This is a genomic window from Limnobacter sp. (assembly GCF_046297615.1).
In the GTDB taxonomy this organism is placed as follows: domain Bacteria; phylum Pseudomonadota; class Gammaproteobacteria; order Burkholderiales; family Burkholderiaceae_B; genus Limnobacter.
Genome location: NZ_JBKBHM010000003.1, coordinates 189,375 through 202,425 on the forward strand (window position 1 = coordinate 189,375; position 13,051 = coordinate 202,425).

At 56.9% G+C, this 13,051-nt stretch carries 7 protein-coding genes; 4 read left to right on the plus strand and 3 right to left on the minus strand.

The features are described from left to right. Positions 1 to 96: 96 nt before the first annotated feature. Entirely contained in the window at positions 97 to 2,418 is a 2,322-nt protein-coding gene (locus tag ACK4FF_RS08065; RefSeq protein WP_409707141.1) for a TonB-dependent receptor domain-containing protein, read from the minus strand. A gap of 445 nt (positions 2,419 to 2,863) precedes the next feature. Here ACK4FF_RS08065 and ACK4FF_RS08070 point away from each other — a divergent pair, with 445 nt between their 5' ends. From ACK4FF_RS08070 to ACK4FF_RS08080, 3 genes are read left to right on the plus strand one after another with little or no spacing between them, the layout of a single operon-like run. After that, positions 2,864 to 4,684 (plus strand): alpha-amylase family glycosyl hydrolase, encoded by a 1,821-nt coding sequence (locus tag ACK4FF_RS08070; protein WP_409707144.1) that lies wholly within the window; start codon positions 2,864 to 2,866, stop codon positions 4,682 to 4,684. Further along, complete coding sequence (locus ACK4FF_RS08075; protein ID WP_409707147.1) at positions 4,681 to 5,574, plus strand: PfkB family carbohydrate kinase; 894 nt, start codon at positions 4,681 to 4,683, stop codon at positions 5,572 to 5,574. Before ACK4FF_RS08070 ends, ACK4FF_RS08075 begins: the two co-directional genes overlap by 4 nt. Beyond that, positions 5,571 to 6,878: an MFS transporter gene (locus ACK4FF_RS08080; protein WP_409707150.1), complete on the plus strand. Its 1,308-nt coding sequence runs from the start codon at positions 5,571 to 5,573 to the stop codon at positions 6,876 to 6,878. The genes ACK4FF_RS08075 and ACK4FF_RS08080 overlap by 4 nt, the downstream gene beginning before the upstream one ends. A gap of 12 nt (positions 6,879 to 6,890) precedes the next feature. Here ACK4FF_RS08080 and ppc read toward each other — a convergent pair whose 3' ends face one another. Together ppc and zwf are read right to left on the minus strand one after the other, a co-directional pair. Then, positions 6,891 to 9,638, minus strand: a complete 2,748-nt coding sequence (gene ppc / locus ACK4FF_RS08085) for a phosphoenolpyruvate carboxylase (protein ID WP_409707153.1) — start codon at positions 9,636 to 9,638, stop codon at positions 6,891 to 6,893. Position 9,639: 1 nt separating this feature from the next. Then, positions 9,640 to 11,130, minus strand: coding sequence for a glucose-6-phosphate dehydrogenase (gene zwf, locus ACK4FF_RS08090; protein ID WP_409707156.1), 1,491 nt, complete (start codon positions 11,128 to 11,130; stop codon positions 9,640 to 9,642). A 126-nt stretch (positions 11,131 to 11,256) separates the two neighbouring features. Here zwf and edd point away from each other — a divergent pair, with 126 nt between their 5' ends. Beyond that, positions 11,257 to 13,047, plus strand: coding sequence for a phosphogluconate dehydratase (edd, locus tag ACK4FF_RS08095; protein WP_409707159.1), 1,791 nt, complete (start codon positions 11,257 to 11,259; stop codon positions 13,045 to 13,047). Positions 13,048 to 13,051: the final 4 nt, after the last annotated feature.

Here is a 13,051-nt window from a genome sequence, read left to right on the forward strand (position 1 = left end):
AACTGCGAAGGCTTCAAATTGGTCGGCCCCGGGCAGGGAGCCGACCCAAGGGCCATGGGCCAACTCGGCCCGGGACCCGGCACTGCAGGGTAAAACTCAGAAGGTGTAACGCACGGTTGCGCGTGCTGTACGCCCATTGATGGAACGGGCGATGTAGCCTGTGCCTTGCGGCTCAGCTTCGGTGAAGCCCACTTCGTTCAGCAGGTTGTTCACACTCAGCGACACGTTCACGTCCTTCGTCACTTGCATGTTGTAGAAGGCATTCAGTACATTGAAGCCTTTCATCTTCACGGCATTGTCGTCTTGGGTGAAGGAATCGGTTGTGCCGATCAGAGCCAAGCCCACGGTGTGTGCACCAAGGTTGTAGCTGGGAGAAACCTGGTAGATGTAGTCCGCTTGGCGGCGTGGACGGTGACCCACGTTGGCTGGGTTCAGAGAAGCAACGATCTCGGCATCGGTGTAAGTCACACCACCGGACAGTTTGAAACCACCCACACGGTAAGCTGCTTCCAGTTCAACCCCTTTGGCGTCGTACTCGTTCTTGGTCAAGCATCCAGCACCGCCAGCACAGGTGATGTCGAAGTTGGATTCCTTGGTGTTGGCCATGAAGAATGTGGTGAACATGCTCAGGCCACCCTGGCGGTACTTCACACCAGCTTCGTGTTGGTTGACTTCATACACGGCCACAGTGCTGCCGTTTCGCACGTTGGTTGCACCGTCGAACAGCACACGGTCAGACGGGAAGGAGTAACCACGGCTGGTGCGGCCAAACAAAGCCAAGTCTTTGTTCCACTGGTAGTTGGCGCCCATGGAGTAGCTGGCTTCGCTTTGGGTGTAGTCCACACTCCGACGTGCAGCGGGGTCCAAACCACCTGTGGCCAACGACACGGTGCTGTTGGCATAGCCTTTGGCGGACAGTTTGTCGTAACGAATGCTGCCGTCCAATGTCCAAGGCCCGGTTTCATAGCCCAAGCCGAGGTAAGGGGCCACAGTGGTGTAGTCCACATCCCAAGCGCGGTAGGCAATGTCAGTTGCTGTCACGGGGCTTGTTGGATTGGCTGCAGTGGCGTCGTTGATCAACTGGGGGTTGCTGCCGTCAGCAGACACCCGGTAGAAGTTCCAGTTCCACACTTGGCTGTTGGCTTGGCGTGACACATACAAACCGCCGGACACGGTGGTTTTGTTGCCCTCAGCATCCTTCATGGCCTTGGAGAACTTCAGGTCGTTGACCATATTGCCCAAGTCACGAACATCGGTGTTGAACAACAGGCCAGTGAATACGCCGCCGTTGTATGCCTGGCCAGTTTGTGGGCCAGTGGCGAAGGAGTAGTTGCCTGGGCTTGTTTGGACTTCACTGATGGGCAACATGCCGATAAAGCGGCCTTTGTTGCTGGCAATACGGAACTTGTCAGACACGTTCCAGCCGTTGTCGAGATTGAAGTTGCCTTCCAATCCAAAGGCCAGGCTTTCAACAGTCAAGCCGTCCTGAACATTGCTGGCCACACGGCCACCCGATTCATTCTTGATGACGTCAGCCGGGAAACTGGAATTCAGGTAAAACGCCTTGCGTGCATCAATGCCCGGCAGTTGGCTGATTCGGCCACCCTGTGCCGACACAGGCACGGGCAACAACACCGGTGTGGTGTCGTCCAGCATTTTCAGGCTGGCGCGGATGAAACCGTTCTTGACGTCTTTGGTGAGGTTAAGTTTAATCTGCCCACCGTCTTCAGACGTGAAGTTGATGTCACGGGTATTCTCGCCCTTGCGGTAGAAACCACCAATGTGCATGCGGGTGTCTTCGCTCAGGTGTTTGCCCAGGCTGAAGTCGAAACGGTTGGAAGTGAAGCCCAAGCCTGTGGTGTAGGACACCATGCCGCCTTCGGTTTCACCGGTTTTGGAAATGAAGTTGATCACACCGCCTGGGGAGTTGGTGGCCATGGTGGATGCGGAACCACCACGAATCACTTCCAGATAATCGAGAGACCCGTCAACCCGCAGAAAGCTGTCGGCCGTGCCAAAGGCCACATCGCCGAACTGAATGATGGGCAGGCCATCTTCCTGAATCTGCACATAACGCGCACCACCGGCAGAAATGGGCACACCGCGTACGGTGATGTTGGCGTTACTTTCACCACCACTGGACTCCGAGCGAACGCCAGGAATGGAACGCAAAGCTTCAGCCGCGTTGGTGGGGGCTTGTTGCAGAATTTGATCAGCGTCCAGACCAGACACCGACACAGAGGACTTCATTTTCGACACTTTGGTGGTGGTCGCGGTTACAACCACTGAGTCCAACTTCAAGCCGTCAGCGACGTTGGAATTGCTGTCAGCGGCTTGTTGGGCGTATGCCGCGCCCACCTGCAACAGAGCCACAGACACAGCCATGGCCACCAGGGATGGTTTAGGGAATGTTTTCACGTTATAGGTCTCCTCTAGGTGAATCGATTGGCCAGCGCATTGCCACGCGGACGGGTCGATGGATCGCACTATACGCAAAATGTAATCGATTGCAATACAGCAAAAACCCCAGAGATCTGAATGAAAAAAAACTTATTCAGAGTTGCAGCAATCGCACTTGACAATGAATTAGAGGATTGTTTCTAATGCATTTTTTATACAATCACCCCCCTTAAGAAAGTGAAATTCACCAGTAAATTCAAGAGACAATGCTGCACAGCCACAATTATTGATGAACAAGGAGTCAACTATTTTTCTGCGCGATTTCATACACTTAAAGAGAGCATGAGGACAAAAGAAAGTTTTTTGCAAACTTATGTCAATTTTTCGGGATGTTGCAAACGATTGCATTTGGTCTTAGATTGACGCGACCACTGAACCGCACTGAGCGAATCGCCCAACGGACATGACAAGCCAACACCCTTCTTTCACCGCCCCTCAGGGCACTCATGCCGACCTGGCTGCATTCCTGTTGCAGCGTTTGGCCATGATTTACAAAGACACTGAGGTTGCAGCACACACCGCCCGCAGGCTGGAGCAAGTGATTGCGAACCGACACGAACAACGCAGCACAGCGCTGAAGGCACTGGACGCCAAGCGCCTCAATAATCCACAGTGGTTCACAGGCAACCACTTCATGGCATACAGCACTTATGTGGACAAGTTTGGAGGCACATTCAAGGGTGTTCAACAACGGATTGCGCACCTGCAATCCCTTGGTGTGAATTACGTGCACCTGCTGCCCTTTCTGAAGATGCGGCCCGGGCAGAACGACGGTGGTTTTGCGGTGGAACACTTCACTGAGATGGAACCCCGGCTGGGCACCACTGAAGACTTTCAGGCCTTGTCTGTGGCCCTGCGTGAAGCGGGCATCAGCCTGTGCGCCGATTTGGTACTCAACCATGTGGCAGACACACACGACTGGGCTTTGCGCGCCCGGTCTGGCGACCCAAGCTGCGTGGCCATGTTCCATTGGCGCAGTGCCGAAGCCAAGGACGCACTTGAACCGCTGCTGCCCCAAATTTTTCCGCAGACAGCCCCCGGGAATTTCGTGTGGGTTGAGGAGCAGGGCCGATATGTGTGGAGCACCTTTTACACCTACCAATGGGACTTGAACTACAGCAACCCGGATGTACTGGTGGGGATGATCGACAACATGCTGGCACTGGCCAATATGGGTGTTGAAGTGTTCAGGCTGGACTCCGCTGCATTCCTGTGGAAAAAGGAAGGCACCAACTGCATGAATCAGCCGGAATGCCATTGGATTCTTCAGTGTTTCCGTGCAGCAGCGCAATGGTGTGCACCGGGCGTTTTGCTGAAGGCTGAGGCCATTGTACCCACCCGTGAGTTGCCCCCCTACTTTGGGCTGGACGATGCAGCAGGCAAGGAATGCCACCTCGCTTACCAAAGCAGCCTGATGGCCGCGGCCTGGTACAGTTTGGCCAACTCAGACGCCTCACTGGTGCAGCGGATTTTGGGGGAGCTGCCCGCCATGACCGACACCACAACCTGGATCAGTTACATCCGCTGCCACGACGACATCGGCTGGAATGTGCTGAAACCAGAACTGACCGGCAATGAGCCTGAACAATTGAAATACGCTTCCGCATTTTTCAGCGGGCAGGTGCCCGAGAGCTTTGCCAAAGGCATCAGCTTTCAAGCCACCCACCCTGACGCCGTGCATGGCACCAACGGCATGACGGCTGACCTGCTGGGCTGGGCTGAACACCGCCAAGACGAACTGGGATGGGCACGCTACCAATTGATGACTGCATTCATGTTCAGCCTTGGCGGTATTCCCATGGTTTACATGGGCGATGAACTGGCCCAACACGGGCAGGACATCGCGCTGCAAGCCACGTGGACCGACACCCGCGACATCCACCGCCCACCCTTGGACGACAGCGCAATGCTGGCCGCCGGCGTACCCGGTAGCCGCGCCCATTCAGCCTTAAACTGGATCAAAACCCTGCGGCAATTGCACATGAACTGGCTAACCGCCACCAACACCAGCCACCTTCGCCTCGTGGACACCCACGACCCTCGCCTGTTGAGCATTCAACATGGTGCGGTCACCTGCGTGTTCAATTTCAGCGGGCAAGCGGTGCCTTGGCCTGCTGCGCTAAATGGCCACCGCACCGCGCATGATTTGTTGATGCCCAATGAAACGCCTGCTGAACGCGCAGCGGTTCAACCGTATCAAGCCCTCTACCTGGTGCTCGCATGAACACCGAACCAAGCCTGCTGATTTTTGGCGAAGCCTTGGCTGACGTGTTCCCTGACCGCGCAGTGCTGGGCGGTGCACCGTTCAATGTTGCGCGCCACACTGCGCGTTTGGGCGTTCGTACAGCCTTGCTCAGCCGCGTGGCGGCTGACCCACTGGGCAGTTCAATCATTCAAGCCTGCAAACATTCCGGCATTGACACCCGGCTTCTGCAAGACAACTGCGAGATTCCCACTGGCCGCGTGCAGGTCCACTTGCATGCGCAAGGTGGGCACACATTTGAGATTGAATCCCACAGCGCCTGGGACTTCATCGACCCACCTGCATTCCCGCTGATGAATGCCTTTCAAAACGCCGTGCTGGTTTATGGCACCCTGGCGCTGAGGCAAACCCACAATCGGCACACCTTTGAATTGCTGTGTCAGGTCCATCGGGGCCTGCGAGTGTGTGATTTCAACTGGCGCGCAGGCCACACACCCTTTGAAGTGGCGCTGGGTGCAATTGAACAGGCCGATTGGCTGAAAATCAGCGATGAGGAACTGAGCTTGCTTGCACAGCACCTTCAACACCCCGAAGACGACCTGCAGGGCCTGCGCACCCGCTGGTGCCTGGACCGCCTGATTGTGACGCGTGGCGCCGATGGCTACACCGACGTGACCGCAGACGCCCTAGTAAACGGGCCCGCCTTTCCGGTTGATCATTTTGAAGACACGGTTGGCGCAGGGGACTCCTTTCTGGCTGCAACCCTGGCTGCCCACCTGCACGGTTGGACTGGTCCACAAGCCCTGGCATTCGCCAGCGAATTTGCAGCCTCCATTTGCGGCGTGCGGGGTGCAGTGCCCGACAACGCTGCTCATTACTCGCCCTTTCTCAGCAGGCTGACGAACACATGAACACCCCACTTAAACCCCGGCTAAGCCTGCTTCAGATCGTCAACATGAATGTAGGGTTCTTCGGCATTCAGTACAGCTTTGGCCTTCAGCAAAGCAACATGAGCCCCATCTATAACTATTTGGGCGCCGATGAAGCCACACTGCCATTGCTGTGGCTGGCTGGCCCGATGACCGGTCTGTTGGTGCAACCGTTTGTAGGCTCACTCAGCGACCGAACCACCAGCCGGCTGGGGCGTCGAACCCCCTACTTTCTGATCGGCGCCATTTTGTGCAGCCTGTGCCTGCTGGCAATGCCCTACAGTTCAGCGCTGTGGATGGCGGCCAGCCTGCTGTGGATTCTTGACGCGGCCAACAACATCACCATGGAGCCCTATCGGGCCTTCGTCAGCGACAAGCTGCGTGAAGAACAGCAAAGCATCGGTTTTCTGGTTCAAAGCGCGATGACGGGCTTGGGGCAAACATTGTCTTACCTCACACCAACCATGTTGGTCTGGTTCGGCTTGAACAAAGATGCGGTGGGCAGTAACCACATTCCGCAGATCACCGTCAGTGCCTTTTTGATTGGAGCGGTGTTTTCAATCACCTCCATTGCGTGGACACTGAAAACCACGCGAGAACACCCCCTGAGCGAGGATGAACTGGCCGCCATTCGCGCCAAGGGCCGCAGTGTAGGCGCCCTGCTTCAGGAGATTGTGGACGCCTTCCGCGACATGCCCCCCACCATGCGACAACTGGGTATGGTCATGTTGCTGCAGTGGTATGGCATGTTCTGCTACTGGCAGTACATCACACTGTCGCTGTCCACCACCCTGTTTGGCACCACCGACCCGACGAGCCAGGCCTTTCGGGATGCGGCATTGCTGAACGGTCAAATTGGCAGCTTTTACAATCTGGTTGCATTTCTGGGTGCTTTGGCGATGATTCCTGTCACCCGAAGGCTGGGCCCACAACTGACCCATGCGGTGAGCCTGACTGCTGCGGGCATCGGCATGTTGCTGATCCCAGAAATTCACAACCCACAGTGGCTGTACCTGCCCATGATCGGAGTGGGTTTGGCTTGGGCCAGCATCATGGGTAACCCCTACATCATTCTGGCCAAGAGCATTCCCGCCGAGCGCACTGGGGTGTACATGGGCATTTTCAACATGTTCATTGTGGTGCCCATGCTGATTCAGATTTTCACGCTGCCGCTTTATTACGGCCCGCTGCTGAACAGCAACCCCGAAAACGTGATTCGCCTTGCTGGTGTGTTGCTGATGGGTGGGGCCGTGGCCATGCTCAGGGTTCGGCTAAAGAACCACTGAGCATGAAGGGCCTTAGCCGCTGTTGCGAAGGCCCGTGGCTACACCGTTGATGGACAGGTGTACACCCCTTGCGACACGCTCATCCACATCGCCATCCCTGAACCGCTTAAGCAGTTCCACCTGCATGTGGTTCAGTGGGTCGATGTAAGGAAAACGGCTTTCAATTGAACGCTTGAGCAGGGGGTTGTCTTCCAGCAACGCCGACTGACCCGTGATCCACAACAGCGATTCCACTGCCAATGTGTACTCGGCGGCAATCTGGCCAAACACGCGCTGGCGCAGGGCTTCGTCATCCACCATGCTCGCATAACGCGACGCAATCGCCATGTCTGCTTTGGAGAGCACCATGTTCAAGGTGGACAGCATGGTCGAGAAAAAAGGCCATTCCCGCGCCATGGCTTTAAGGGCCTGCTGATCCTCAACAGACAGGGTGCTGCGCAGTTCATTCACCGCGGTTCCAAAACCATACCAGCCCGGCAGCATCACCCGGCTTTGTGCCCAACTGAACACCCACGGAATGGCCCGCAAGTCTTCAATGGTCCAATCCTGCTTTCGGGAAGCAGGCCGACTGCCAATGTTGAGGCTGGCAATTTCAGAAATCACGGTGGACTGCTTGAAATACTCCAGAAAGCCCGGGGTGTCGTACACCAGCTTCCGGTAGGTTTCAAAAGCAAGGTCAGACAAATAACCCATCAACTGAAGGTACTTGGCGGGCAACGGCGTGTTCAGGCTCCGATGCTCTGAAATCATCAGATTGGCGGACACCAACACTTCCAGATTTCGACGCCCCAGGGAATTGATGCCGTACTTGGCCGCAATCACCTCGCCTTGCTCGGTCAAGCGGATACGCCCATCCACCGCACCCGGGGGTTGGCCCAGAATGGCGTGGTAACTGGAACCACCACCTCGGCCCACGGAACCACCACGGCCATGGAACAGACGGATTTTCACCTGATGACGGGCAAACACTTGCACCAGTTCAATCTCGGCCTGGTAAAGGCTCCAGCCGGAGGTGACAAAGCCACCGTCCTTGTTGCTGTCCGAATACCCCAACATCACTTCTTGCACAAACCCACGCGAGGCAAGCAGCGCCTTGTACTCCGGCAATTCGAACAAGGCCGCCATGATGTCTGGCGCGGCTTTCAAGTCACCGATGGTTTCAAACAAGGGCACCAGGTTCACCTGCACAGTGCGTGTGGCCACATTCAGCAGATTGGCTTCCTTCAGCAGTACCGCCAATTCCAGCATGTCACTGACCGAGGCCGCTTTTGAAATGATGCAGTTTTGAATGGACTGTGGGCCGAACTGGGTATGCGCCCATTTGGCCATGCGAAAAATCGCCAATTCGCTGCGGGTCTGATCGGTGTAGTCCGATGACTCATTGAACAGCACGCGGGGTGAACGCAGCTCCTGTACCAACAAGGCCACACGGGTGTCCTCATCACTGCCCAAGTAGTCCACTTGCCCCAGGCTGGCGTGCTTGAACAGGTCATGCACCACCGCCTCGAACACATCGCTGTTTTGCCGAAGGTCCAAAGACATCAATGAGAAACCGAACACCTTGACCTTGCGGGCCAACTCGGCAAGGCGGCCTTGGGCCATTCGCTGCATGCCCTGTTGGCTCAGGGACTGGGCCATCGTGTTCAGATCATTCATCAAGGCATCGGCATTGGCATACGACACGCTGTTGGTTTGTTCGCCCCGCACCACCGCCAGAGTGCCAGCCAGTTTCCGGTGAACGGCCAGACAGGCCCTGCGCAATGTTTCATCCATGCGGTGGGCGGATTCATCCTGCGACTGCGAGGCCAACGCCAGCAAGGCTTCGCTGGGGGTCAGAAAGTAATCGGTGATGGACAATTCGCGAACCAAGGCACCCACCTCGGCGAGGTAATGGCTGAGTACCTTTTCACTGTGTATGCCCAAAGTCTGCTTCAGTACTGCGGCGGTGACAAAGGGGTTGCCATCGCGGTCCCCACCAATCCATGACCCCACCGTCAACATGCGGCCCAGCTTGTCCTCACTGGGGGGCAAAAAATCATCCTGCCAAGGCAAACCCAGCTTGGCCTGAACATTGCGGTACACCGCGGGTACTTGGGAAAAAAAGGTGGCATCGAAATAGGTGACCGCGTTGTTGACTTCGTCAATCACCGACAACTTGTTTCGCCGCAGCAGGCGCGTCTGGAACAGCCGTTGAACCGCGTATTTCAGCGATTCACGCCACTGCAATTGCTCGATGGGAGTCAAGGTGGTGAAATCACGTTGGCGCAGCAATTCACTGATGCTTTGCTGGGCGTCCAACACGCTTTTGCGCTGCACCTCGGTGGGGTGGGCAGTCAGTACCGGCACTGTTTCGCTCTGGCTCAAGCGGTCCACCAAGGCCTGTACCGGCACACCCTGAGCCACCAACTCGTCCACGGTGTAATCCAGACTCGCTTCGCGGGCGGGCATGCCCGCCAATTCATGCTGGCGGTTGCGGCGAATCAAATGGCAGTCCTCCGCAATGTTCGACAGCATGGAAAACACCGAGAACGAGCGAATCAATGAAATGGTTTCATCGCGGGACAACCCGGCCAGACGGTCTTCCAATCGCTGGCGGGCCCCAAGGTCATCGAACCGGCGGTACTTCACCGAAAGCTGGCGAATTTCTTCAATGGCTTCGAACACCGCTTGCCCTTGCTGTTCGGCAATCACTTCACCCAACAGGCCGCCCAACAGCCGAATGTCCTCCTTGAGCGGTGAATCTTTGTCGGTGCTTACCATGTCACACTCCGTCCTCGGCCCACAGGGCTCCACTGCGCAAAGCCATGGCAGTGGCTGCCGATGGGCCGTAGGTACCGCTGGCGTAAGGCACTGGCTCAATGCCGTGTTTGCGGATGTCGGTCAAAATGCGGTCCACGAACGCCCATTGGGTGCCCACCTCATCGCGCCGAAGGAAAAGGCTTAAACGGCCACGAAGAATGTCGGTGATCAGGCGCTCGTACGCGTCGCGCACAGGAATGCGCCAAGTGTTGAAAAAGTCCAAATCCAGAGACACCGGACGAAGGCGTTCCCGCTCACCCGGTGACTTGGCCAGCAATTTCAACTCCAGCTTGTCCTCGGGTTGCAACTGGATGATCAACTGATTGCCCATCCACTGCCCGCCCGCCGGTTCAAACAGGGGCTTGGGCACGTCACGAAACTGAATCACGATTTCTGCAAACCGGCGAGGCATGCGTTTGCCTGTGCGCAACAGGAAGGGCACACCAGCCCAGCGCCAGGTTTGTACTTCAGTGCGGAAAGACACATACGTGTCCGTCATCGACCGGGGCGACACGCCCTTTTCATCGCGGTACGCGGGCACAGGCTGACCGCGCACAAAACCGGGGCCGTATTGACCCACCACCAACTCGGGCCCCGCTTGTACATTGGGCACTTTCAGGGAACGTAATACCTTCAGCTTTTCATCGCGCAGGGAATCGGCTTCCAGAGACACCGGTGGCTCCATCGCCACAATCGCCAACAACTGCAGAATGTGGCTTTGAACCATGTCACGCAGCGCGCCAGCGTGTTCATAAAAACCGGCGCGTTCTTCAACACCCAAGTCCTCGGCCACTGTGATCTGCACGCTGTGCACGTGTTCACGGGTCAGCAGGGGTTCAAAAATACGGTTACCCAAGCGCAGCGCCAACAGGTTCTGAACCGCCTGTTTACCCAGATAGTGGTCAATGCGGTACACCTGCGATTCATCCAGTTTGGCGGCCACCGCCGCTTCAATATCGGCCGATTCCGCACCATTGAAACCCAGCGGTTTTTCCAGCACCAAACGCAGGCGCTTGGGGTCACGCACTTCATCCAGACAATCGATCAGGTTGACAAACCGTGATGACGGCAAAGCGGCGTAATGCACCACGGGCTCAGGAAGACCAGCCAGGGTTGCCCGCAAATCGCGGCCAGCGTCTTCAGTGCCCAAGTTCATCTGCAGCGTCATCAAGAATGGCTTGAGGGCTGGCAAACTGGCCCTGCCCGCTTCGTCCCCAGCCTGCGCCAGAAAAGTGTCCACACCGGCCAAGGCGTCCTGCGGGGACAGCTTTTCGCGTTGGGCCAGAATGACCCGGGAATCTTCGGCGAAGTAACCGGATTTGGCCAAGTGTGCCAATGCGGGAATGATTTTTCGTTTGGCGAGGTCGCCACTGGCACCGTGCAACACAAAGGTGAATGACCCCACCGGGTAGGGTGATCGATCCAACCCTGCGCTTGCGGACTGCTGATTCATGTCTGTTCTCTCCATCCCGTGGTATTGTGATCAGGAAACTGAATTACATTGTTTGATTATTAAATGTAATTATGTTACAACTATAACAATCAAGCAAGATAAAATCGTCACCGGAAGCCTTCAACCATGACCGTGCCACTGAACACCCAACTGCTTGCCATTCGCGAGCGGATTGAAGAACGCTCGAAGCAGACACGCCAGCGTTATCTGGACAATCTGCCCGCCAAAGCCGCCCGGCGCGACGCCCTGGGCTGTGCCAACCTCGCACACACCACAGCCATTTACCCACCGTCCACCAAGCGTGTAATTTCATTACATCAAGCCCCGCACCTGGGCATCGTGACGGCGTACAACGACATGTTGTCAGCCCACCAACCCTTCGTCCGTTTTCCGGCCATCATTGATGCACACGCGCGGGCGCTGGGCGCCACCACACAAGTGGCAGGCGGCACACCCGCGATGTGCGATGGCATTACCCAAGGCCGCGAGGGTATGGAGCTTTCGCTGTTTTCTCGTGATGTAATTGCCCAGTCCACGTGCATCGCCATGTCGCACGATGTGTTTGACGGCGGCATTCTGCTGGGCGTGTGCGACAAAATTGCACCCGGCCTGCTGATCGGTGCCTTGGCCTATGGGCACCTGCCTTTTGTGTTCATTCCGGCTGGGCCCATGCGCACCGGCCTTTCCAACGCAGACAAAGCCAAGGTGAGGCAACTGGCGGCACAAGGCAAAGCCAGCCGCGACGAGTTGCTGCAATCGGAGGAAAAGGCCTACCACAGCAGTGGTACCTGCACGTTTTATGGCACGGCCAACTCCAACCAGCTTCTGCTGGATTTCATGGGCCTGCAATTTCCCGGTGGGGCCTTTGAACTGCCGGACAGCCCCCAACGGGAATTCCTGATCCAGCACAGTGTGAAGGCCATTGAACAGGCCACGCGTAACCCTTCAGTGGCCTTGGGCCAATTGGTCGACTCACGCAGTTTGGTCAATGCGCTGGTTGGGCTGATGGCCTCGGGTGGGTCAACCAACCACACCATTCACTGGATTGCCGTGGCACGCGCCGCTGGTTACCTGATTGACTGGACGGACCTCAACGACCTGTCTGCCATTACCCCTTTGCTGACCTGCGTTTACCCCAATGGCACAGAGGATGTCAACGCCTTCCATGCCGCCGGCGGCACCGCAGGGTTGATTGCAACACTGATTGATGCAGGGCTGGTAGACGGAAGCGCACGCACTGTGTGGGGTACATCGTTAGGCGACACAGTCGGCGAAGTGGTGCCCAGCACTGAGGGTTATGCCATTGCCCGCCCTGGCCCCAGCAGAAACACGGAAGTACTTCGCCCACACAGCACCCCCTTCCAAGCCGATGGCGGCATTCGCCTGTTGCAAGGCAACCTTGGGCGTAGTGTTTGTAAGGTGTCGGCCGTTAAACCCGAACACCGGGTGATTGAAGCGCCTTGCCTGGTATTTCAGGATCAACTGGACGTGTTGGCAGCACACCAAGCAGGCCTGCTGAACCGCGATGTGGTGGTGGTGGTGACCCATCAAGGCCCCAGGGCCAACGGCATGCCCGAGCTGCACAAGCTGACGCCTGTACTGGGCCTGTTGCAAGACCAAGGTTTCAAGGTGGCGCTGGTGACGGATGGCCGCATGAGCGGTGCATCCGGAAAAATCTGTGCGGCCATTCATGTCAGCCCGGAAGCCATGGCCGATGGCCCGATTGGTTTGCTTCGGGATGGCGATGTGGTCCGTGTGGATGCCGAACAGGGGGTGCTGTTGACCCATGCCGACCTGAGCACCCGCACGCAGGCACTTGCACCCACACGAAGCCCCAGCCACGGGCGCGGATATTTCAACGCCTGGAGAAAAGCAGTGAGCACCGCCGAAGAAGGCGCCAGTCAACTTTTTGAATGAACAA

Excerpts from the sequence above, each read along its gene's own strand:
- ACK4FF_RS08075 (WP_409707147.1), top strand. The coding sequence starts at position 4,681 with ATGAACACCGAACCAAGCCTGCTGATTTTTGGCGAAGCCTTGGCTGAC.
- zwf (WP_409707156.1), bottom strand. The coding sequence starts at position 11,130 with ATGAATCAGCAGTCCGCAAGCGCAGGGTTGGATCGATCACCCTACCCG.
- ACK4FF_RS08070 (WP_409707144.1), top strand. The coding sequence starts at position 2,864 with ATGACAAGCCAACACCCTTCTTTCACCGCCCCTCAGGGCACTCATGCC.
- ACK4FF_RS08080 (WP_409707150.1), top strand. The coding sequence starts at position 5,571 with ATGAACACCCCACTTAAACCCCGGCTAAGCCTGCTTCAGATCGTCAAC.
- edd (WP_409707159.1), top strand. The coding sequence starts at position 11,257 with ATGACCGTGCCACTGAACACCCAACTGCTTGCCATTCGCGAGCGGATT.
- ppc (WP_409707153.1), bottom strand. The coding sequence starts at position 9,638 with ATGGTAAGCACCGACAAAGATTCACCGCTCAAGGAGGACATTCGGCTG.